The 23,053-nt window shown below is 36.4% G+C and carries 24 protein-coding genes and 1 riboswitch; of the genes, 5 read left to right on the forward strand and 19 right to left on the reverse strand.

Annotated elements, in window-relative coordinates; translation table 11 throughout:
- Positions 1-193: 193 nt before the first annotated feature.
- From JEM49_RS09295 to JEM49_RS09310, 4 genes are all read right to left on the reverse strand, one after another.
- Entirely contained in the window at positions 194-751 is a 558-nt protein-coding gene (locus JEM49_RS09295; RefSeq protein ID WP_087176709.1) for an ECF transporter S component, read from the reverse strand.
- Complete coding sequence (locus tag JEM49_RS09300; RefSeq protein WP_191451601.1) at positions 751-1,578, reverse strand: pyridoxamine kinase; 828 nt, start codon at positions 1,576-1,578, stop codon at positions 751-753. Before JEM49_RS09300 ends, JEM49_RS09295 begins: the two co-directional genes overlap by 1 nt.
- A 66-nt stretch (positions 1,579-1,644) precedes the next feature.
- Positions 1,645-2,742, reverse strand: coding sequence for a serine hydrolase domain-containing protein (locus JEM49_RS09305; protein ID WP_098043694.1), 1,098 nt, complete (start codon positions 2,740-2,742; stop codon positions 1,645-1,647).
- A 124-nt stretch (positions 2,743-2,866) separates the two neighbouring features.
- On the reverse strand, positions 2,867-3,481 hold the full coding sequence (locus JEM49_RS09310) for a sugar O-acetyltransferase (RefSeq protein ID WP_201874762.1): 615 nt from the start codon (positions 3,479-3,481) through the stop codon (positions 2,867-2,869).
- 100 nt (positions 3,482-3,581) lie between these two features.
- Between JEM49_RS09310 and JEM49_RS09315 the strand changes: the two genes are divergently transcribed.
- Positions 3,582-4,214 carry a phosphatase PAP2 family protein gene (locus tag JEM49_RS09315; RefSeq protein WP_025005774.1) on the forward strand — a complete coding sequence of 211 codons (633 nt, stop codon included), beginning with the start codon at positions 3,582-3,584 and terminating at the stop codon, positions 4,212-4,214.
- A 229-nt stretch (positions 4,215-4,443) separates the two neighbouring features.
- Here the strand turns inward: JEM49_RS09315 and JEM49_RS09320 are convergent, their stop codons facing one another.
- Together JEM49_RS09320 and recQ are read right to left on the reverse strand one after the other, a co-directional pair.
- Entirely contained in the window at positions 4,444-4,893 is a 450-nt protein-coding gene (locus tag JEM49_RS09320) for a flavodoxin family protein (RefSeq protein WP_025005773.1), read from the reverse strand.
- A 92-nt stretch (positions 4,894-4,985) separates the two neighbouring features.
- Positions 4,986-6,758: a DNA helicase RecQ gene (recQ, locus tag JEM49_RS09325; RefSeq protein ID WP_201874764.1), complete on the reverse strand. Its 1,773-nt coding sequence runs from the start codon at positions 6,756-6,758 to the stop codon at positions 4,986-4,988.
- A 96-nt stretch (positions 6,759-6,854) separates the two neighbouring features.
- Between recQ and JEM49_RS09330 the strand changes: the two genes are divergently transcribed.
- Entirely contained in the window at positions 6,855-8,195 is a 1,341-nt protein-coding gene (locus JEM49_RS09330) for a TrkH family potassium uptake protein (RefSeq protein ID WP_201874766.1), read from the forward strand.
- Entirely contained in the window at positions 8,188-8,871 is a 684-nt protein-coding gene (locus tag JEM49_RS09335) for a potassium channel family protein (RefSeq protein WP_087176153.1), read from the forward strand. Before JEM49_RS09330 ends, JEM49_RS09335 begins: the two co-directional genes overlap by 8 nt.
- Before the next feature lie 64 nt (positions 8,872-8,935).
- Here the strand turns inward: JEM49_RS09335 and JEM49_RS09340 are convergent, their stop codons facing one another.
- Positions 8,936-10,195 carry a methionine gamma-lyase family protein gene (locus JEM49_RS09340; RefSeq protein ID WP_014918875.1) on the reverse strand — a complete coding sequence of 420 codons (1,260 nt, stop codon included), beginning with the start codon at positions 10,193-10,195 and terminating at the stop codon, positions 8,936-8,938.
- A 15-nt stretch (positions 10,196-10,210) separates the two neighbouring features.
- Positions 10,211-12,307: a putative ornithine decarboxylase gene (locus tag JEM49_RS09345; RefSeq protein ID WP_201874768.1), complete on the reverse strand. Its 2,097-nt coding sequence runs from the start codon at positions 12,305-12,307 to the stop codon at positions 10,211-10,213.
- A 226-nt stretch (positions 12,308-12,533) separates the two neighbouring features.
- Between JEM49_RS09345 and JEM49_RS09350 the strand changes: the two genes are divergently transcribed.
- Entirely contained in the window at positions 12,534-14,006 is a 1,473-nt protein-coding gene (locus tag JEM49_RS09350; protein WP_201874770.1) for an APC family permease, read from the forward strand.
- Between the two features lie 17 nt (positions 14,007-14,023).
- Here the strand turns inward: JEM49_RS09350 and JEM49_RS09355 are convergent, their stop codons facing one another.
- The 3 genes from JEM49_RS09355 to JEM49_RS09365 all read right to left on the reverse strand — a co-directional run bounded on the left by JEM49_RS09355 (position 14,024) and on the right by JEM49_RS09365 (position 15,393).
- Positions 14,024-14,518, reverse strand: a complete 495-nt coding sequence (locus JEM49_RS09355; RefSeq protein WP_025005767.1) for a pyridoxamine 5'-phosphate oxidase family protein — start codon at positions 14,516-14,518, stop codon at positions 14,024-14,026.
- Between the two features lie 112 nt (positions 14,519-14,630).
- Positions 14,631-15,008: a fluoride efflux transporter CrcB gene (crcB, locus tag JEM49_RS09360; protein WP_201874772.1), complete on the reverse strand. Its 378-nt coding sequence runs from the start codon at positions 15,006-15,008 to the stop codon at positions 14,631-14,633.
- Between the two features lies 1 nt (position 15,009).
- On the reverse strand, positions 15,010-15,393 hold the full coding sequence (locus tag JEM49_RS09365) for a fluoride efflux transporter FluC (RefSeq protein ID WP_201874774.1): 384 nt from the start codon (positions 15,391-15,393) through the stop codon (positions 15,010-15,012).
- A gap of 44 nt (positions 15,394-15,437) precedes the next feature.
- A riboswitch (Fluoride riboswitch) is annotated at positions 15,438-15,496 on the reverse strand.
- Between the two features lie 171 nt (positions 15,497-15,667).
- Here JEM49_RS09365 and JEM49_RS09370 point away from each other — a divergent pair.
- Positions 15,668-16,480 (forward strand): tyrosine-type recombinase/integrase, encoded by an 813-nt coding sequence (locus JEM49_RS09370; RefSeq protein WP_201874776.1) that lies wholly within the window; start codon positions 15,668-15,670, stop codon positions 16,478-16,480.
- Here JEM49_RS09370 and JEM49_RS09375 read toward each other — a convergent pair.
- The 8 genes from JEM49_RS09375 to fabF are packed head-to-tail and all read right to left on the reverse strand — an operon-like array spanning position 16,461 to position 23,047.
- Positions 16,461-17,165, reverse strand: coding sequence for a biotin--[acetyl-CoA-carboxylase] ligase (locus tag JEM49_RS09375; protein WP_087235560.1), 705 nt, complete (start codon positions 17,163-17,165; stop codon positions 16,461-16,463). The two genes, JEM49_RS09370 and JEM49_RS09375, sit on opposite strands and share 20 nt — an antisense overlap.
- Before the next feature lies 1 nt (position 17,166).
- Positions 17,167-17,925, reverse strand: a complete 759-nt coding sequence (fabI, locus tag JEM49_RS09380) for an enoyl-ACP reductase FabI (RefSeq protein WP_201874778.1) — start codon at positions 17,923-17,925, stop codon at positions 17,167-17,169.
- An 8-nt stretch (positions 17,926-17,933) separates the two neighbouring features.
- Positions 17,934-18,704 carry an acetyl-CoA carboxylase carboxyltransferase subunit alpha gene (accA, locus tag JEM49_RS09385; protein ID WP_201874780.1) on the reverse strand — a complete coding sequence of 257 codons (771 nt, stop codon included), beginning with the start codon at positions 18,702-18,704 and terminating at the stop codon, positions 17,934-17,936.
- On the reverse strand, positions 18,697-19,548 hold the full coding sequence (locus JEM49_RS09390) for an acetyl-CoA carboxylase carboxyltransferase subunit beta (protein ID WP_087235563.1): 852 nt from the start codon (positions 19,546-19,548) through the stop codon (positions 18,697-18,699). Before JEM49_RS09390 ends, accA begins: the two co-directional genes overlap by 8 nt.
- Entirely contained in the window at positions 19,526-20,911 is a 1,386-nt protein-coding gene (accC, locus tag JEM49_RS09395; protein WP_201874782.1) for an acetyl-CoA carboxylase biotin carboxylase subunit, read from the reverse strand. Before accC ends, JEM49_RS09390 begins: the two co-directional genes overlap by 23 nt.
- Before the next feature lie 9 nt (positions 20,912-20,920).
- Complete coding sequence (gene fabZ, locus JEM49_RS09400; protein WP_191335398.1) at positions 20,921-21,352, reverse strand: 3-hydroxyacyl-ACP dehydratase FabZ; 432 nt, start codon at positions 21,350-21,352, stop codon at positions 20,921-20,923.
- A 1-nt stretch (position 21,353) separates the two neighbouring features.
- A complete protein-coding gene (gene accB / locus JEM49_RS09405; RefSeq protein ID WP_201874784.1) occupies positions 21,354-21,812 on the reverse strand; it encodes an acetyl-CoA carboxylase biotin carboxyl carrier protein in 459 nt (152 codons plus the stop codon).
- Positions 21,812-23,047, reverse strand: a complete 1,236-nt coding sequence (gene fabF, locus JEM49_RS09410; protein WP_087176167.1) for a beta-ketoacyl-ACP synthase II — start codon at positions 23,045-23,047, stop codon at positions 21,812-21,814. The genes accB and fabF overlap by 1 nt, the downstream gene beginning before the upstream one ends.
- Between the last annotated feature and the right edge of the window lie 6 nt (positions 23,048-23,053).

The raw sequence follows: 23,053 nt of genomic DNA on the forward strand, positions 1-23,053 counted from the left end.
ACACGATGATTGTGAATACCAAAACCTGCAATAATGCCGACCACAACTAAAATACCAACTATTAATATGATTAGATTGCTTCGTTTATTTTTTCTTTTTAGATCCTCGTTCATACTATTCTACCTTTATTCCCATAAGTAAGCTAATAGTTTAAATATAGCACCCAAGAACATATGTGTAAAATCTTATGTTTTTATTTGGCCTTTTTCATGATAACTCTCGTCGCATCCTTCAATGCAAAATATAATATTGGCGTACAAATTGCAGTTGAAATTGAGTTAATTACGGTTGCAGGCAAACTTACAAATGCACCAATATATGCTACTTGCAAGCTCGTTCCTACCATTAATGCTTCAACAATTGAAACGCAATATGTAGTAAAAATTTTAGTCACACCGGCAACAATACCTAAAATGATAATATTCTTCTTACTATCTTGATAATTCATCCCTTTAAAAATTAAGCTCAAAACTGTCGCAACCACAACAACTTCAAGCATAGTGAGCCATGATGTAGCAGCATAACCATTTAATAAATCAAAACCACCTAAACCAATAATTCCGGCAATCATCCCATTGCGATAACCCAAATAAAGAATAGCTACTGCCGTCAAAGTATTGCCAAAATGAATAAATGGTCGACCTACCATAGCAGGTACAGGAATTCGTAAGACCCAGATACCAATATAAATAATTGCTGCAAATAATCCGGTAAAAATCAATGCTTGTAAAGAATTTTTATCTGTTTTCATTATTTTCTATTCCCCACCTTTTCTAATAGCCAACTTAATCCTGCCGCATAATTCGGCCCTAAACGCGGATCTTGCTTAGGAGTATTCAAAATAGCTCGTTCCACAAAATCAGCCGCAATAGAACAACTTTCTTTTAAACTATATTGATGCATAAATGCCGCTAAAAAGACACTTGTAAAAATGTCGCCGGTACCAAAGAAGCTTCCTGGCAATCTTCTCTGGGTTAGTGACCATTCTTTTCCTTCAGTAATGCCCACTTCTCCGATTTTTTCATCTGACAAATCTATTCCAGTGATAATTACATTAGGAATATCAAATTTAGTCGATAATTCTTGCGCTAAACTTGTAGCCGTTTGAATGGAATTCTCTTCAGCTTTTTTTCCTAATAAAAATGCAGCTTCAGTAATATTTGGCGTTAAAATTGTAGCCTTAGTAACCAATTGCCGCATTTTTTCAATATACTGCTGGCTTAAGCCACGATACATTTTGCCATGATCCGCCATCGCCGGATCTATTAAAATAATTTTTTGACTAAGTAACTCTTTATTTTGCAGCCAAAAATCTAATGCATTTTCACCTAAATAACCTAAATACGCTGCTTTAAAACTTATATCTAATTCTTGCCAATGTTTAGTGATTTGAGTCATTTCATGACTTAAATCTAAATATGTATTATTGCCAAAACCACCAGTATGCGTTGATAAAATTGCAGTCGGTAATACAGTGGGCTTCAACCCACATGCACCCAAAATTGGCAGGGCAACACTCAATGAAACTTGCCCCATACATGATAAATCTTGACTGATTAATACTCCCCCATCAATCATTTTTTCACTCCAATCAAAAAATCCTGCTATTAGCTTAACATAGTTAATAGCAGGAAACATTAAAATTTAACGTGCATTAAATGTATTTGGTTTGATATGATTTAAAATTTGGTAACCAATTGCTTTGTTTCTATTTTCGTCATTTTGAGTTTGATTTAAAAACATGATTAAGCCATTTTGATTATCAGATGTCATTTGAATCCAATTACCAAAGTGAGTGTTGTATAAGTTACCATATGCTGACTTCAAGGCTCCGTTATTCTTGATATACATACCACCTGAATAACCATTTGGAGATTTAGAACTCAAGTTAGTCATGTAATTATACTCGGTTTTATTCAAAATCTTTCCATTTGTAAGTCCAACTTGAATACGGTAGTAATCCATTGGTGTAGAGAACAAATTACCTGCACCAACTAATTGAGAAGCTTGTTGTTTTTTAACATATTGTGCCCATTGATAATTTTTCCGATTCCAGGTATAAGAAATACCATCAGTCATACCAGCTGGAACATCTTCCAAGAAGTAAGTTCTCTTTAAATTAAGTGGATTAATAATTCGTTCTTTAACATTATCTTTATATGATTTGCCTGTAACTTGACGAATAATTCCTGCTAACAAAATATAGTTGGTATTATTATAAGAAAAATTGCCTGGTTTATTTTGACTAGTAGAATTTAACTTATCAACCACCCAATTGATGGCACTAGCTTCAGAAACTACGGACCCACGGTTAACTTCCGTGTCACTAGCCTTAAGTCCTGAAGTGTGCGTCATCAAATTACCAACGGTAATATCTGATGAGCCCTTTAAGTTGGGATACCAAGTTGAAATTTTAGTATCTTGATTAAACTTTCCGGCATAGATTAATTGTGTAATCATTGCAGCCGTAATTACCTTTTGCAATGAACAAACAGGATAAACAACCTTTCTATTTCCAGCACCAAGACGCTTGCCATAATAGCCATAGCCATAACTAATTTGTTGTGGATGACCATCTTTAATAATTACGGTAGTACCTCGTGCATAATAATTAGCCAGTGTACTTCTAACAAAACTACGCATTTCAGTTTGATTATAACTTGCGGCATTTACTTGATTAGCGGCTGCTAACCCACCTATTGGTAAAGAGGCAGCCACAGTAAGTGAAGCGGCTGTTTTAATTAATGCCTTTCTTAAATTAATTTTTTTCGTTTTAATTCCCTCCAGAATCGATCAGTTCTTTATAAAATATATTAGCATTTATTTTTTTAAGTGAAGTTACAGATTAGATAAAAATTATTCATACTTAATATGGATAGTCATCTAAATGATCTTTTTCCGTAATTTTGCGGATAACTTTAGCTGGAACTCCCACTGCTAAGGAATTATCTGGAATATCATGCGTAACTACAGCACCTGCTCCAATTACACAGTTGTCGCCAATCGTCACTCCTGCACAAACAGTAACGTTGCTGGCCAACCAGCAATTATTCCCTACCTTAATAGGTGCACCATATTCAATATCTGCCATTTTGCCATCTGCTTGCATTCTAGGATTTCTTTGTTCAGGTAGTAAGGGATGCAAAGGTGTAGCAAAAGTAACATTAGGGCCACACATCACATTATCACCAATGGTAATTGGACAAGTATCCAGAATCGTTAAATTAAAATTAGCATAAAAATGATCACCTAATTTAGTAAAGCGACCATAATCTACCTCGATCGGTCCTTGCAAATAAACACCTTCTCCGTGATCCGGAAAAAGCCGATCAATAATAGCTTTTCTTTCTAACTTATCTTCATCAGTTGTCAAATTATAATCTCGTGATAAACGATGTGCCAAACTAGAAAAATGTCCCAATTTTTTGGTATCAGGGCGATATGGTTTACCAGCGAGCATGTTCTTAGTATTTTCTTCCATAATTATTTTTCCGCATTCTTTTTAATTTTTTGATCATTAATAATAATTATATGATAAACTCGTTACTGTTGTTAAAAAATAATATATTAAAGAGGAAAAAATGCAAAAGAAAAATATTACAGCTATTTGTATTGGATTGCCTGTCTTTTTGATCTTGGCAATCTCAATCATGATTCATGCCAGCTGGATTAATGGTTTTGACAACTTCTTTGAACAAATTGTTCATACCATTCCTAATCTACAAGGCATTATGAAAAAGATTACTTTTTTAGCAGATACTAAAGTTGATTTAGTATGGATGATTTTAATCGCCATTATTTTATGGATTAAAAAGCAACGCCCTCTTTCGCTTAGTATCGTAATTACTTTAATTACTGCAGATGCTTTTGGATGGGTGGTAAAACACATTATTCAACGTGCCCGCCCTGTGCAACACTTGGCCGTAGATGATGGCTTCAGTTTTCCTAGTGGTCACACATTAGGAATGGCAATTATCGTCTTTTGGTTAATGATGATTTTAATCCCAGCATTAGTAAGAAATAGAACTGCCAAGATTTGGTTGAATGTTTTATTAATCGTTTGGCTGATTTTAGTCATGATTTCAAGAGTATATCTTTATGCTCACTTCCCATCAGATGTTTGTGGCTCTGTTGCTCTTGGAGCAATGTGGGTTGGCATTATCGATGCTATCTGGGATAAAGTTACTCCTAGAACTTCTAAAAATAACTTTTAAAACCAAAACGCTAGTTTTCTAGCGTTTTTTTATGCACAAAAAAAGTCACTAAGGAAAATGTCCTTAGTGGCTTTTCTACACCTTCAAATTCTTCCTATCAGCAAATGCCATAAGAGACATCTTGCCTAGCCTTTTCATCCTCGGAGCGCTCATCACACGCTCCGCTATTATGATAACAGATTAAATAAGAAATATAAAGTGGTTTGTTTTGATTTTATTGAAACTAAAATTAATTTACCCATTCAGTGATTTTACTGTCATTTTCAGCTACGCCAATCACATTTAAATCTTTAGCCCATTTTTTAAAGTGGTTAACATATGCCTTGCGATTAGCTCCTGCGGAAGTAAAGAATGAGGCTACTTCTCCTTGATATCCCTTCATTTGATCTAATAAGGTCTTGATTGGAGTTGCTGGATAGCCTGACCAAACAGGACTACCAATTAAAATTAAATCATAATTATTAAAATCAATATTATCTAGCTTAATATCTGGAAAACTATTGGCTTGGATTTGATCTAAAGCGATATCATTGGTTTTATATTGATCCGCATCAAAAGTGCCGTCAACAGCATCGACTTCCTTAAGATCACTATCTGAAATTTGAGTATGAATCTTTTCTGCTAATTTCTTAGTATTGCCCGACCATGAATAATACAAAATTAACGTTTTCTTAGCCATAATTAGCCCTTCCTTTAATTATTTTATAGATATAAATAGCCTTATAATCATAATTTACCAATTATAGCCGCCAATGTAAAAAGAATAACCTATTAATTTATAAATTGTCTAATTACATTAAGCATTGTGTGACCATATTTTTTCAATTTAGCTTGACCAACACCACTTACCTCTAAAAAATCATTTTCATTTTGTGGCTTAATTTTGGCCATATCATGTAAACTACGATCCGAAAAGATCATAAATGCAGGAACTCTTTGTTTTTTAGCTAGTTCTTTGCGTTTTTCTCTCAAAGCGTCAAATAGACTCACATTTTCATCTTCATCAAAAATTTGCTTCTTCTTTTGAATCTTACTGATCCGCCGTTTTACTATAGCTTTTCCATCTAAAACATCCCAGCCGCGGTTAGTTACATGGAGCAAAGGGTATTTTGTCCCTTCAATTTTTAAATATCCAGAGGCAATTAAATAGTCAATCAAACTTACAGCCTCTTTTTGACTGACTTTTAAGCTATTAAAATGTTCGTATTGCTCCGCATGCATTTCCCGCATCCGCTGATTAGTCGAACCAACTAAACATTGAGCTACGACATTTTTACCAAAACGTCCATCAAGTTCATAAACTAACGCAATAACCTTTTGGGCATCAGTAGTGATATCTTTCAAATCACCTTGATTAAGACAATTTGAACATTTACCACAAGGCGGACAATCTTGACCGAAATAGCGCACAATAAATTGTTGCAGACATTCACCGGTATTTACGTAATCAGTAATCGCCTGGAATTTTTGATATTGTAATTCCTTATATTTTTGATCTGCATCTGATTCTTCAATAAAATAGCGATACTGGTGCAAATCCCCTGGATGGTAAATCATCACTGCTTCACTTTCTTCACCATCTCGGCCGGCTCGACCAGCTTCTTGATAATAGCTTTCAATGTTGCGAGCACTTGATGCATGAACTACAAAGCGGACATTACTTTTATCAATTCCCATACCAAAAGCGTTGGTCGCCACAATTACTTGAAATTCATCAAATTGAAACGCCTCTTGCACTTGTGATCTTTCTTTTGCATTCATCCCGCCATGATAAGCGCCTACTGAAATTTCTTTTTTAGCAAGATAATCCGTTAAAGATTCAACTTTTTTACGAGTATTAGTATAAATAATCCCGGCTTCATCAGGATGAGCCTTAATGTATTGCGCAATGTAAAGCTGAGTATTTTGCGGAGAATTAACCACCTTAAAACTGATATTGGGACGAGCAAATGAAGTAATAATAAAGTTCTCTCGTTGGATATTTAACTGTTGTCCAATATCATCTTGAACCGCTGGAGTAGCGGTTGCCGTCAATGCTAAAATATTCGGCTTACTTTTAAGAGAATTAATTCCTTCAAAAATTTGTCTATAAGCCGGACGAAAATCGTGGCCCCACTGTGAAATACAGTGCGCTTCATCCACTGCGACCAAATCAACATCCAAGAAGTTAAGCTGATATCTAAAATAATCCATCGTCAAACGCTCAGGCGTAATATAAATTAGTTTGATTTTTCCCTCATATGCCTGACGTAAAATAGGATTTACTTCTTCTTGCGGGGTGGTTGAATTCAATGCCGCGGCGTTAATACCATTTTGTTTTAGAGAATCAATTTGATCTTTCATTAAAGAAATTAACGGTGAAATAACCAGCGTAATACCAGGATTCATTAAAGCAGGAACTTGATAGCAAAGCGATTTACCTGCACCTGTTGGCATAACTGCCAAGACATTTTTTCTATTTAAAATTAAATCAATTACTTTCTTTTGACCGGGACGAAAACTAGAATAGCCAAAAGTTTGTTTTAAAATTTGTTCTGGATTCATAAATTTTCCTAACTTATTTGAAACATTTTCTTTATTTTAGCAGAGTCCATTAAGGATTATAATTGAAGTACTATATGTAAGAAAGAAGGAAAAAAATTGATACATCTTTTTCATCGACGTATCACATTCTCACTCGCTTTAACTATTGGTTTTTTAACTCTGATAATTATCGGAAGCATTTTATTATCACTACCTTTTGCAAATAAAGCGGGACAAACAACTAATTATTCTGATGCACTTTTTACTGCTACTTCAGCGGTTTGTGTTACAGGATTGAGTACAGTTACAACAGCAACACAATGGTCATTCTTTGGTCAATTAATTATCATGATTCTGGTCGAAGTGGGCGGTTTAGGGTTCATGACTTTTGCAGTTATGCTCAGTAATTTTGCTCATCAACGAATGAGTTTAGGCGCAAGAATGCTAACTGGAGAAGCATTAAACCTTAATCGTCCTTCTCAACTTCGAATAGTACAATTGATTATTAAACTTTCCTTGGTCGTTCAACTGATAGGGGCAATATTACTCTTTATCGCTTTAAAGCCGCGATTAGGGATAGGAAAAGGTATTTGGTATAGCATCTTTCATTCGATAACAGCTTACTGTAATGCAGGATTTGATTTATTCGGACCATCTCTTGAACAGTTTAATAATAATCCCTATTTTCTAACTATTATTATGCTTTTAATCGGTGCTGGTTCATTTGGTTTCTTAGTATGGCGTGACTTGTTAACATATCACATTCATCATAAGCTTACCTTACATACTCGATTGGTATTAACAGTTGGCATAATTATTTTAATATTATCAATAATCGGTTTCTTAATTAGTGAACAAAATCTTAAACAATTTGATGGCAATCTCAACGCCGTTCAGAGATTTTTCAACACATTATTTTTAGCAGTAACGCCAAGAACAGCTGGTTTTGCTTTAATTCCTTATACTAAGCTTAGTGCAGCTGGCATTGTAATTACTATTATCTTAATGTTCATTGGTGGAGCTCCTGGATCTACTGCGGGTGGTGTTAAAACGTCAACAATAGGGATTTTATTCTTACAGAGTTTAGCAACCTTTACTGGAAAAGAAGCATCATTTTCTCATCGTCGCTTCACTCGTAATAATATTAATCGTGCCCTAACCCTATTTTGCTCTGCAATTTTATTAATTATTTTTGCGACACTATTGCTAACTATGACGCAACCACTCTCACCTCATAATGGCATTATCGAAGCAGTTTTTGAAGCAGTTTCTGCATTTGGTACCGTTGGATTAACTCTCGGTCTTACTCCACACCTTAATTTATTTGGAAAAATTATTATTATTGCTTTAATGTTTATCGGACGAGTTGGCATTTATACTTTTATGTATTCTATTTTCAAATCTCATCCTGCTAAACAAAGTTATCGTTACCCAGAGGAGGAAATTATCATTGGCTAATTTACATCAACAACAAAGTTTTGCAGTTTTTGGTTTAGGAAAGTTTGGCATGGCACTGACCATGGCGCTTTTACAAGCTGATCAAGATGTTTTAGTAGTAGATTCAAATGAAGAGGTCGTTAATGATGTCGCTCATTTGGTTACACATGCTGTAATTGCTGACGCCACTGATGAAGAGGAATTACGTGATCTTGATATCGGTTCTTTTGATCACGTTTTCGTTACTATGGGCGAAAACGTGGAAGGTAGTATTATCACTACTATGTTAGCTAAAAAGATTGGCGCACCAGATGTTACTACCCGAGCTAATAATCATAATCACCGTTTAGTTCTAGAAAAGATCGGAGCTGATCACGTTATTGAACCTGAACAAGATATGGCCAGACAATTGATTTTTCATCAGCTTCATCCTAATGTCGTCAACTATTTCAATCTTTCTAAAAACGTATCTTTAGTCGAAGTTAGCGTTGAAAACCCTAGCTTTTTTAACAAATCATTAGGTGACTTGGACTTCCGTAAAAATTACGATGTGAACATCATCGGCATCACTCATAATGGTAAATTGAATCAAGTTCCTCTTGCTACTGACATTATTAATCCGCATGATCGGATCACTTTGATAGGGTCAAATGAAGCCGTGCAGAAGATTAATGAAATTTTACAAGAAGATAAATAAATATAGAGCATTACAAAAAGCCTTGAGAATTTCTCAAGGCCTTTTAATTTGGTCAAAACTTTATTTACTTATAAAAGGTTTCTTCAACGGCATGCGTAATCGCAATTTTATCATGTGCATAAGACAAACCGCCTTGAATATAAAGCATGTATGGATCACGAAGTGGACCATCTGAAGAAAGTTCAATAGTTGAACCTTCGACAAATGAACCTGATGCCATGACAACTTCATCTTCATAACCATCTTGGTGATATGGAATTGGATCAACAAATGAGTTCATTGGTGAGTAGTGTTGAATAGCCGCACAGAATTTAACCATTGGGTCTGGTTTACCAAAGGTTACGGTTTGCACAATGTCGCTTCGTGGATCACTCCACTTTGGTGATACTTGCATCCCCATTTCTTCTAACAATGCAGCTGTAAAGACCATTCCTTTTTGTGCCTCACCAGTTGTATGTGGTGCCATGAAGAATCCTTGGTAGATATCACGTAAATAGCCCCAAGTTGCGCCTTCACCTTTACCAGCACCAGGAACAGTTAAACGCGAACCTGCTCCATCGATTAAGTCTTGACGACCAACTAAGAATGCGCCACCCTTTACTAAACCAGCACCCGCATTTTTGTAAAGTGAACCTGCCATCATATCTGCGCCGTAGAAAGTTGGTTCTTCACATTCAGAAAATTCACCATAGCAGTTATCAATAAAGATGTTAACATCAGGACGAACTTCCTTGATGAACTTAAGCATCTTTTTGATTTTGTCCATAGTAAAAGTTTTACGAGTTGCATAACCCAAAGATCTTTGAATGGCTACTACTTTAATTGACTTGTCTTGCAAATCTTTTTTAGCATTTTCATAGTCAACTTCGCCATTCTTTAATTCAGTTGTCTTGAAATTGATGCCCCATTCCTTCATGTTGCCTGGTTTATTACCAGCAAGACCAATTACTTCTTGGATTGTGTCGTACGGGGTACCTGTCAAATAGTAAAGAGTATCGCCTGGGCGCAACATACTAAAGAGACCGACAGTGATGGCATGAGTACCTGAACCGAATTGTGGTCTAACTAAGGCATCATCAGTCTTGAAATAATCGGCATAAATATCTTCGATCTTGTCACGGCCAATGTCGTCGTAACCATAACCAGTTGAAGGCACGAGATCTTCTTCACCAACATGATGCTTTCTAAACAAATCAAGTACACGTTGTTGATTATATAAAACTTGTTCATCAATCTCATCAATGCGAGGTTGGATCATTTTTTCTACTTTAGTAACTTTATCACTTAATTCTTGTGGTAAATTTTCTTTCCATGAAAAACTCATTTCTTACTCCTTAATTTATCTATCCTTGATAACTTCAGCTTGCACTTTTATGCTGCCATCTTCTTGTGGTTCTAAGTAAACGCCCTGAATTTCTGGTACAAAGCCTGGGAATTTTTCAATCGCATGAGCCAAAACTTCAAAGTATTTTTGATCGATCTCTCCCCACTTTTCACCTGGTGCAACGATAAAGACCCCTGGTGGATATGGCAAGGCACCCTCAGCTGCCGTTCTGCCCACTACATCTTCAAGATCAACTAATTCTGTTTGATCTTTCTTAAAGAGTTGGTCAGCTTCAGCCGGTGTCATTTGGTAATTTTGCATATTAGGCTTAGCAAACAACTCTTGCTGCAGGACAAAAGTTTTATTTTCTTTATAATACTCATGCATTTCCTGGCAGAGCTGCTTCAACGTATAACCATGATAACGCTCAGGATATTCTTGATATAAAAATGGTAAAACATCCTTTACCAAAGCATCTTCATCATAATACTTTTCAAATTTTAAGAAGGCATCCAGCAAAGTATCTAATTCTTCTTGTGAATCACCAGGTGTTAGAAGAAACAGCAAAGAATTCAAATCATTTTTGGCACGAATAATATGATTTTCCATTAAAAATTCTGCAACTACCGCACCAGGAATACCGGTTTCTTCATACTTAGCATTTTTGACATCAATGCCCGGAGTTTTAACTGTAATCTTGAGTGGATCGATCATAGCTTCACCACTGTCCATTTTTCTAAAGCCATGCCAATCGTCATCTTGACTCATGTTCCAGTATTTAGCTTCATTCATTAAATCAGCAGTAGGAATTTCAGCAAAATTGTCAGGTACTAATGGCTTAAACAATTTAGATTGCTTTAATAACTTGTGGCGCCATTCAATGCCCATGCGTAGGGTGTCTGCCCACCACTTTTTGTTTCCTTCACCAGCAGTGACATAGGAATTTACTGTAAGGGATGCATATAACGGATATGCATATGAAGAAGTAACAAACTTCAAATAAGCATGATTGAAATGTTTGTGGTCCACATAACGCTTTTGCCCTTTAATATGCGAATCCTTTTTCAAAATTTGTGAAGCTTGAGCCATCCCTGCTTGTTGCTTATGCAAGGATTGAGTTACTAAAATTCCCGGATCATCCGGTCCCAGATTTAAAAGAAGCGGTGACAAGTGTCTCATAATTGGTACAAATTCTTCAAACCCGCCCCAAGCACAGTCAAACAAAATATAATCGCAAAGTTTACCAATTCGATCTACAATCCATTTTGCATCATAGAATACGCCATCATAGGTTTCTGCCTGCACTATTGCTAATCTAAATGGACGCTTAGCCTTGGCTTTTTCTGGATCAACTTTTGCTACTTCAGCTCTAATTTTGTCTTCAGTCAAAAAGTCAGGATCCATCTCACCAATCAGCCCCAAAGCATTACGATCAGTTGAAATGTAAACCGGCTTAGCACCGCTCATGACCAATGCGCTGTTATACAAGGACTTGTGGTTATTACGATCAAATAAAACCAAATCCCCTTCAGATAAAAGTGCGCTGGCACAAATTGAATTAGCACTAGTTGTACCGTTAGTACAGAAGTAAACCTTATCTGCATGATAAGTTTTTGCAGCTAATTTTTCAGCATCAAGTGGTGTACCTGCATGAGTCATAGTATCACCCAGCTGAGGCACAGTATCACTAGTATCAGCAAACATTAAATTCTTACCAAAGAACTTATTGAAAACAACACCTGCTGGATGCTTATCATAATACTGACCATTATGGTGACCTGGGGTAGTAAAACTAATCGGTTTTGCCTGCGCAAAATTAATTAGATCAGTCAAAAAACCTGGCACCATTTTCTGTTCATAATTTTTTGCCAGATCAACAATTTTTTCTCGATCAGCTGTTGAAACTTGCCTATCAACTTCAATTATTGGAATAGAAAAGCCAGATTGATCTCTTAACGCTTGGGCTTGCTTTTGCGCATTAGGATCTTTATTTTGAATTACAATTGCAGCTATTTCTGCACTATTTTTAACTCGATCAATAGGAACTGATTCCCAATTTTTTATTTTGCTTAAATTAACGCCGCTTCCGAACGCTATTTTCAAAAAATCCATGCTTTTCCTTTCCATTTTTATTACAAATTACGAATTCAAGTTGCAAAACTTAAATAATTCTTTATAATCTTTTTACAGTATTATGTAGTTTCTGAATCACTTCACAAATTACGGTACATATTATATAAATATTGGAGGTTTTAAACAAGTGCACTTGCCCTGTTCGCCCCCTGAACATAAAGATATTTAAATGTAATTGAATAAATACTTGGAGGAAAATATTTTTATGTCAGAGGAAATAGAAACCATTAATTTTGAGCCCGGCAAAAAACATTATATGAGCTGGCCGGTCATCGCATTAATCGACTTTGTTACTATCATCAGTTTTGAAAACATCTTCTATCCATTTCAAAACCAAGGGTTATCTGTAGTTGTATCTTGGATTTTCCTTTTATTTGCCTACGTTATTCCTTATGCTCTTATGTCCAGTCAAATGGGATTAACGTTTACAGATCAGGCCGGAGGTTTAGCATCATGGGTACGTCATTCATCTAATGACACTCTCGGTTACTGGACTTCTTGGATGTATTGGGTTCAAACTGTACCATACTTAGTTGACGTTTCTAACTCAGTCATCGTGTCATTCTCCTGGATTATTCTAGGAAACAACACGCTAGACAAGCATATGTCTACTTTCTGGTTTGGAATTCTTACTTTCGTAATCATTTTAGTCTTTATCTTGATTGAAAATGCCATTAAGAATTCACTTGAACTGCTCTCATTAATCGGTGGTGGTGCAATGTTCATCATGTCCATGCTCTTTGTTTTACTTGCTGTTTGGGCAGTAATGCATGGTCATCATATTGCCACGCAACCATTTAACTGGGGTGCATTCAAACCATCATTTAGTTTGCGTTACTTCTCTACCACCGGATTATTAATTTTTGCTATGTCCGGTGCTGAACTTGCTGCTCCTTACATTGTGCAAATGCGTAATCCTAAGCACGAATTTCCTAAAGCAATGTGGATGTTGGCATTAATGACTGGTTTCTTAACTATCTTTGGTACCCTAGCTTTAGCAATGTTCTTTAACGCACACCACATCCCACATGACTTCAAGATGAATGGTCCTTACTACGCTTTCCAACTTTTAGGTGAAAGTTTAGGCTGGGGCAAGGTCTTAATGTACATCTTTGCAGTCGTTCAAGCTATCTTCATGATGGCCCAACTTGCTGTTTTACTTGATGCTTCAAGTCGTGTATTTGCTGGTGACGTTGCCGACAGATACATGCCTAAATGGCTTACTGGTAAAAAGGACAAGACTGGTCGTCCAGTTCACTCTTACACTTTGACCTGTGGCTTGGCTTTATTCTTGCTTTTACTTACTGGTACTTTGCCAAACATCAACTCAATTTATAACTGGTTGTTAAATATTAACGGTATTATTTCACCATACAAGACCTGCTGGGTATTCTTCGCCTTTGTTATGCTTCGCATGCACCAAGAAAAGTTCCATTCAGATTATGTCTTTATCAAAAACAAGACTGGTGCTCTAATTATGGGCTGGTGGTGCTTGATCTTCACTTTCATCTGTGCAACTTTAGGATTCATTCCTCAAGAAGCTGAGGCAACATTTGGTAGTGCTGCATTTAACCACCAATTACTTATGAATATCATTACGGTAATTGTTCTCTTCGGTTTAGGATTCTTGCTTCCATGGCTACGTAAGCGCGAAGAAAAACGTGAAATGAATATATAATAAAAAAGGAGATGGCTCTAAGCCATCTCCTCTTTGTTTTGGTTGATAAAATCGAATTGCTTTTGAAAAACTTTTTTATCACGTAAATCATACACTGATCCAATCACAGGTGTTAATGCAAAAGCTCTTAATGTATCAAAGTCTTCTGTCTTATTTGCATAGATATGATGCATTTCCGGCTTAATTTCAAAAATTTTATTCAAATAAGACGGACTAATTTCATCAACATATCCTTGCAAAGTAAAACCTACGCTAGTTAAAGTTTTTCGACCACGTAATGCTGTGATAGATACACGATTATGTCTTTTTAGATTACGGTAAAAACTTTTTTGATTCGTAGTAGCGAAAATTAAGCGACCATTTTCATTAAAATCGATGTCTATAACATTGGTATGTGGCTCTCCGTTTTCATCTACTGTACCAAAAATTGCTGAATGAAAGCAATCTACAATTAAATCCAAAAATTCATCATTACCAATATCATCAGTTAATTCAGGAACGTGTTGTCTCATTGTTTTTTCCATTTCTATATCACTCTATTACATCTTTAATAAAGATTTTATTTCTTAAGTGACATATTATTAATGAATATACTACATATTTAGAATAACTTAATTATTGAATCTATTTACACAGTTGTCCTATCCAAAAGCCTATGAAAACTAAAATTACTCCCCCCAGATATGAGGTCACTGCATAAAGAATCAAGCCATGGTAATTTCTACTTTTATATAATTCAACTAATTCAGTATTCATTGTCGAAAAAGTTGTATAACCGCCTAATACACCGGTTCCAACTAAGGAATAGAAAAAGACATTGGTTCCAAGACCAAATATAATGCCTAAAATAAGTGCCCCCGTTGAGTTAATAAACAATGTGGGAGTTGGCAAATTAGAAAACTGTTTACCTATCCATTCCCAATGTTTTTTACCATAATTAGTTATTGCATATCTAATCATCGCACCAATTGACGCACCAAGTCCTGCTAATAGAATCTCCACTTTAATCTTCCTTTCTAAGCAACATTCCCACATTTTTGCCGATTCTCATACCTAAAAAGGCAAAAATAAAGCCAAAAATAATTGAACTCAAAAAATAAATTAAAGCAGTCAATGGTAAACCGACTTGAATATTTTTTAAAATATCTAAATTAAAAGTAGAAAACGTTGTAAAAGCCCCCACAAAGCCCGTACCAATTCCTACAGTTAACCATTGACGGAAATCTTTAAATTCCATAAAAAAGTAAGTGAAAAAGGCTAATAAAAAACAACCTATGATATTTCCCCAGAAGGTACCATAAAAACTCCATTGAGCATTTAAGCTATAGCGCGCCATGCCACCAAAAAAGGCAAAACAGGCTATACTAATATAATTGCTAATTTTCATTAAAAACATTCCCCCAAACGAAAAACGTCCACTCCGCCCCTTAAGGCAAAGTAGACGTCATTAGATTTCTCGGTTAATGGTGAACGTCATCACCTATTTAGTTAACAAATATGATGATACAACTTAATTTCAGGTTTCGCAAGTTACTATTTTTTGATTTGCTAGGTTGAACGAAGTGAAACCTAGCTTTTTATTTTTAAAGTAGAATTTAGTAACAACCTACTTAAGAATGATATGATATAATAAAATAAAAAATTCAAGAAAGGATTTTGCAATGTTTCCCTATGCAGATAAATTTCAAACATATTGCAAACAAAAAAAGCAGTTAGCGCCTTCTACCATTGCACTTGCTGCTAAATCAATCACTACTTTTTGGAATTATTACGCCACTAATATCGGCCCCAGTGCTTCTATCAATGAAGTTACCACGAGCGACATTCGCAACTTTTTAGATTCTCTTGAACAAAAGATGCACTTCAAGAGCAATACAGTTAACAAGTATCTCAGTCACTTAAAAATGTATTTTGTCTTTTTGGCCGAATATGGCTTTATAAATTCCTACCCACTTTTCACATTACGTGGAAATAAATTTGATCGTAAACAAAAGTACGTTATCAACTGGATAGATCATTTGTCAGAATTGACTAAAATGACTAAATTACATCCAGAAACTATTAAGATGATGACAGCTATTTCACTCGGCTACAAGCCAGCTGAAATATTAACTATGCGCATTAACACTCTGCTTGATCAAGTTTCTGATTCACAATTAAAGAAGTATCTACAAGCCTATACTGACTTTTCACAAGATGCTAACCCATATATTTTTGCAACCAAAAATGGCGATCACTATGCTTCAGATTTTAATATCAATCAAAAAATCGCACCAGATCGTGATCTAATTGGTATGCAACTAACTAGTCATAAATTACGCATGAGCTTTGTTTACTCAATTCTATCTAATCCTAAGCTCTCAGACGAAAAAATCCTCAAAACATTGCGCATCCCTCTTAAATCTCTGAACTACTACCGCAAAAATATGATGCTCTATGTTGAAACTACGGAATTTAAGTTAACTCAACCTTAGTCACTTCTCCACTCGAAAAGCTATGAGCTTCATTATTTGTTAAAATAACCAACTTTCCTGCATCATCAATAGTCTTAACTAGTCCTGTCACTTCTTTTTTACCCAGCTTAAGATTTACTCTTTTACCTATGAGCCAAGATAGTTTGCGATATTGCTCCATAAACTGATTTTGACCATAATTTTTACTTGCTAAATCAACTGCTTGTAAAAGTTCATTGGTCATTTTTTTATGCTCAAAAAGAGTATCCGAAATGTACCCTGCTTTGAATCTTATCTGCTCTGGAAAATCGTGCGTTGCGATATTGATGCCGACACCAATTATTAAGCCACTATTCTCATATTCCGTTAAAATACCTGCTACCTTTTTATTTTTTAAATAAATATCATTAACCCATTTCAAACGGAAGTCTTTTTGAGGATAAAATTTTCTGAGCACATCAACTACATTGGTGGCTATACATGGCGTTAATAAATTGATTTTTTCCCGTACAATTTCAAAATTAGGAAAAGCCATACTAAAATAAATTCCTGTTTGAGCGGGCGAATAGAAAAAGCGACCTCGTTTGCCATAACCATTAGTTTGGCTTTGGGCAACAAAAGCCGCTTTTTTCTTGTTTTTATTTTTCAAATAATCTTTAGCCAAATCTTGTGTAGATTCAACCTGATCATATTGATAAACTTGCATTTTATCTTAAGTGAACACCCTTATCAACAAAAATCACGTCACCAGTTAAACCAGTTGCTAGATCACTCATTAGGAAGGCACAAGTATTTCCAACTTCTTCTTTAGTGACATTCACACCATCAACGGTTTCGCTTTGAGAGATCTTCAATAAATCAGCATGTCCTTTAATACCAGAAACCGCTAAAGTCTTCATTGCCCCTGCTGAAATAGCATTTACGCGAACACCTGCTTTACCTAAATCACGTGCCAAATAGCGGACACTAGATTCAAGAGCTGCCTTAGCAATGCCCATAGTATTGTAATTAGGCAAGGCACGATCGCTACCCATATAAGTTAATGTAACAATGCTGGCAGGATTATTTAAAATAGCAGCTCCTTCTTTGGCAACAGCGAGTAATGAATATGCGGAAACATCTAGAGCTTGACTAAAACCTGCGCGAGTTGAATTAAGAATCGAGCCGCCAAGTTCTTCTTTTTTAGCAAAAGCAATGGCATGAACAATTCCATCGATTTTACCAAAACGACTCTTAATAAGATCAAAAGCGTTGGCAATACTTTCATCATTGGCAACATCACATTCAATTAAACGATTTTCATCCGCTACTAACTTGGAAATAAATTTCTTTAAGCGTTCGTTTTGATATGTATAAATCACTTCTGCGCCTTGCTGCTCCATTGCTTGTGCACATCCCCAAGCAATAGAACGATTATTAGCAACGCCCATTACCAAAATTTTCTTTCCTGTTAAGATACCACTCATTTTTTCACCTAAAACTTTCTAAAACGTTCATAACGTCTTACTAATAGCTCTTCAGCAGATAAATTTTGCAGCTTATCTAATTCAGTTTGTAAAACTTGCTCAATATTTTGACATACTTGCAGATGGTCTGCTGGCTCGTCAATAATACCTTCAATTACCTTTTGCCGTAACAGATCCTTTGGTGTTAACCGCATCACTTCCGCAGCTTCTGCTGCTTTTTTAGCATCTTTCCATAAAATAGAAGCAAAACCTTCAGGAGACAAAACAGAATAAATACTATCTTCTAGCATCCACACTCCGTCACCACAGGCAAGAGCTAAAGCACCGCCTGATCCACCTTCACCATATATTATGGTAATAATTGGCGTTTTAGCTTGGCCAATACGCAAAAGATTTTGCGCAATTGCTTCACCTTGGCCATTTTCTTCTGCACTTTTACCTGGATAAGCACCCGCAGTATCTACAAATAAAAATACTGGTCGATGAAACTTGGCTGCATTTTCTACTAAGCGACAAGCTTTGCGATATCCACTAGGCTCTGGTTGGCCAAAGTGCTTTTCCATTCGTTCATTTAGACTATGGCCGCGACTAGTAGTAATGACAGTTACCGGTTGACCATGAAACGTTGCTAATCCGCCAACAATTGCTGGATCATCACCACTTAAGCCATCACCATGCAATTCAAAGAAATCTGGAAAAAGGACTTTTCTTAATTCATGACCTGAGATATGTTTTTCATCCCTAGCTGCCTGAACAACTTCCATTGCTTTCTTAGTCATTTGCTTCACCACCAAACTTCAAAAGCCACTCGATTGTGCTTCTTTCATCTTGTCTTTTGACTATATGATCAATAAAGCCGTGTTTAAGCACATTCTCCGCATCCTGCAAATCAGGAGCAATCTCTTGGTGGATTGTTTGCTCAATTACACGTCGACCGGCAAAGCCAACCATTGCATGTGGTTCAGCTAGAGTTATGTCTGCTTCTGTCGCAAAACTGGCAGTTACTCCTCCAGTAGTTGGATCAGTTAAAACAGCAATATACAAAAGACCAGCTTGACTGTGCTTAGCAACGGCATTGGATACTTTAGCCATTTGCATTAATGATAAGATACCTTCTTGCATGCGGGCACCACCAGATGCAGTAAATAAAACAACAGGCAATCCTTTTTTTGTAGCTTTTTCAAATAAACGGGTAATTTTTTCACCAGTCATTTGACCTAATGAACCCATAATAAAGGTGGGATCCATGATGCCTAGTGCAAAGCTTTGACCGTCAATCTTAGCCTGTCCTGTCAAAACAGCTTCATTAAGGCCACTATTTTTCTTTGCTTTAGCTATCTTTTGATCATAATTGGGAAATTTGAGTGGATCTGAAGGCGAAATCTCGCTGTCCCATTCCTCAAAATCATCGACTAACCATTCAATTCGCTTTTTAGCGGGAATTCTAAAACCATAATCACAATTAGGGCAGGTCAAATATGAATCTAACTGATTAGCAAAAATTTCAGTATGACACTTCGGACATTTCTTAAGTATGCCATCAGGAACGCGATCATCGGCAACTTTATTCGCCTTCACATGCTTTTCAGTTAACGTATTTTTATGCGGAAACAGCTTGACCATGTGCACGCTCCTTCCATTTAGGTAAAAATTCCTTCTCTAAATAAGTATTAGTAAATTTGCTGCTCTTAAATCCAGGATCCTTTAAAATTGCTAAATGAAATTCTTGGTTTGTAGTAATTCCGCGAATAACCATTTCTTTTAACAACCGTTCCATTTTAGCAATTGCTTCTGTACGAGTTTGACCGAAAGCTACTACCTTGGCAATCATCGAATCATAGAATGGTGAAATCATGCCGCCTTGATAAAGTGCAGTATCGATTCGCATCCCTGGATTGCCAATTGGTAAATAAAGATAATCAATATTCCCTACTGAAGGCATAAAATTATTGGCCGGATCTTCCGCATTAATGCGGCATTCGATTGCATGTCCCTTTACCTTTAAATCAGCTTGAGTAAAAGGCAACTCTTGACCTGCAGCAACCATAATCTGAGCTTTTACTAGATCAACACCCGTAACCATTTCAGTAACAGTGTGTTCAACCTGAATACGAGTATTCATTTCCATAAAATAAAAATGATGGTCTTGATCCATTAAAAACTCAATGGTACCAGTATTTACATAATCTGCTGCTTCTGCTGCTTTGACTGCAATTTCACCCAAATGCTTTCGTTCAGCAGGAGTAATTAACTCACAAGGACTCTCTTCAAGCACCTTTTGCTTATTTCTCTGCAATGAACAGTCTCGCTCCGGGAAGTACACAGTATGACCAAAACTATCCCTAAAAATTTGGACCTCAATATGCTTTACATTTTGCATAACTTTTTCCAAATACATGCGATCATCACCAAAATCATTTTTAGCTTCGCTTTGAGCAGAGGCTAATGCGGCAGCCATTTCTTCGGGTTTTGTAACCTGGCGAATGCCTTTACCGCCACCGCCAGCTGCTGCCTTTAACAAAACTGGATAGCCTATTTTTTCCGCAATTTGCTTAGCTTCATCAGCTGAAGTAATAAAACCAGTACTACCTGGAGTAACTGGTACACGGTGAGCAACCATAGTTTGACGTGCATGTTCCTTATTTCCCATGCGATCAATTGTTTCAGCTTTTGGTCCGATAAAAATCAAGCCGCAATCAGTGCACATCTGGGCAAACTCAGCACTTTCTGACAAAAAACCATAACCTGGATGAATTGCTTCCGCACCTGTCCCTACAGCTGCTGCTAAAATATTTTTAATATTCAAATATGAATCAGTAGGCTGCGGTCTTCCTACACAGACTGCTTCATCAGCAAGCTGTACATGCAAACTATCACGATCAGCAGTTGAGTAAATTGCGACAGTCTTAATATTCATCTCTTTTAGCGAACGAATAATGCGAACTGCAATTTCGCCTCGATTTGCTACTAAAACTTTTTTAAACATCAATTTCACCTAGCCAATCATAAATGTTAATTCTGCTTCTGCAATCTTGTGTCCATCTATAGTAGCAATGCCTTTACCTACACCAATATTTTTGCGAATCTTGGTTAATTCAGTTTTTAACACTACTTGATCACCTGGACGAGCCTCTCTCATAAAATCAGCTTTTTGAATACCACCAAAATATGCAGTCTTGCCCTGAAAATCTGAAGTACTCAAAAGAGCTACCGCTCCAGTTTGAGCCATTGCTTCAACAATTAGCAGCGAGGGGAAAGCTGGATCACTTTTTGAAGAAGCTTGCACAAACTTTTCACTAAAACTCACATTATGAATCGCTGTAGCACTTTTTCCTTCTTCAAGATCAATTACACGATCTATCAAAAGCATCGGGTATCTGTGCGGAATAATTTTTTCTATAGCAGCAATGTCTAATTCTTTAGCCATTTTAATCTTCCTTTACTGAAATCAAGGGTTGATCGACTTCAACTAAATCTTCGTTCTCAACATTAATTGCTGTTACCGTTCCAGTTAAAGTACTCTTAATTTCTGTCATCATCTTCATGGCTTCAATGATGCAAACAGTTTGACCTTTTTCTACGTGCTCACCCACCTTTACAAAGGCTGGTTGACCTGGTTTTGCTTGCAGATAAACAATACCCACAATTGGAGCCTTAACTGCCGCATCCTTAGCATCAGAAGTACTTTCCACTTCAGTATCTTCAGATTTAGCTAATGTTTTAGAAGCTGGTTCTTTATTTTCAACTACTGGAGCAGGTTTACTTTGCATCTTATTAATCTTGTTTTTACTCAAGTAAAAATGAAAATCACCCTCGTCAATTTTCAATTCTCTAATATCAGAATCTTCAAACTGATCCATTAAACTTGAAATTGCTTGCAAATCCATTAATTTTCACTCCATTTTCTAAATGCTAATACAGCATTATGTCCTCCAAAGCCAAAGGAATTAGAAATCGCATATTCAGTAGAAAAGCTTTGATTATCTTGATTAATTAAATTAATTGAACACTCAGGATCTTGATTAAAACATCCCACATTCATTGGAAACTTATCTTTCATCAAACCTGCTACAGTAATTACGGCTTCAATTGCGCCAGCTGCACCTAACAAGTGTCCTGTCATGCCCTTAGTTGAAGAAACGCGCACGCTGCTATCTGATCCAAATACCTGATTAATAGCCTTGCTTTCTCCGCTATCATTAGCATGAGTTGCTGTACCATGTGCATTAATATAACCTATCTCATCCGGCGTAATCCCAGCTTCATCAATTGCCATTTGCATTGCACGAGCTGCGCCTTTACCATCTGGATCAGGTGATGTAATATGGTAGGCATCACTTGTTGTACCGTAGCCAACAATTTCTCCTAAAATCTTGGCACCACGCTTTTGTGCATGTTCCAAGCTTTCTAAAACCATTGCTCCACTGCCTTCGCCTAAGACAAAACCATTTCGATCTTGATCAAAAGGCAAAGAAGCACGGTCAGGATCTGTATTTTGTGATAAAGCAGTCAAAGCAGCAAAACCGGAGATTGCTGTTTCATTGACAGTCGCCTCACTACCACCAGTAATCATTGCTTGAGCTCGGCCTTCACGAATTTGGCGATAAGCTTCACCGATCGAATTAGTACCCGAAGCACAAGCAGTCACAATTGAGGTAGAAATATTTTGTGCATTAAAACGAATTGAAATATTTCCGGCTGCCATATTAGCAATAGCCATAGGGATAAAAAATGGAGAAACTCGACGTGGACCTTTATCATGCATGCGAATAACTTGTTGTTCAATTGTAGTTAATCCACCGATACCTGAACCAAAAATCACACCTAAATCTTCAGGCTTAGTATTTTCTTCATTGATTCCGGCCATCTTCACTGCTTCTGATGCAGTTTGTACTGCATATTGAGAATACAGATCCATTCGGCGAGCCTCTTTTTTACCAACGTATTCTTTAGGATCAAAGTCATCTATTTCGCCGGCAACCGTAATCCCAGTTTCACTCGCATCAAATTTACTAATCTTTTTAATGCCGATTTTACCTGCCAAACTATTGTTGACAAAGTTTTCATAGCCATTTCCATTAGGAGCGATGACTCCCATTCCTGTAATTACGACTCTTTGCATTGAGAT

Origin of the sequence: Lactobacillus sp. A27 (assembly GCF_016742815.1) — a bacterium.
Taxonomy (GTDB): Bacteria; Bacillota; Bacilli; order Lactobacillales; family Lactobacillaceae; genus Lactobacillus; species Lactobacillus gallinarum.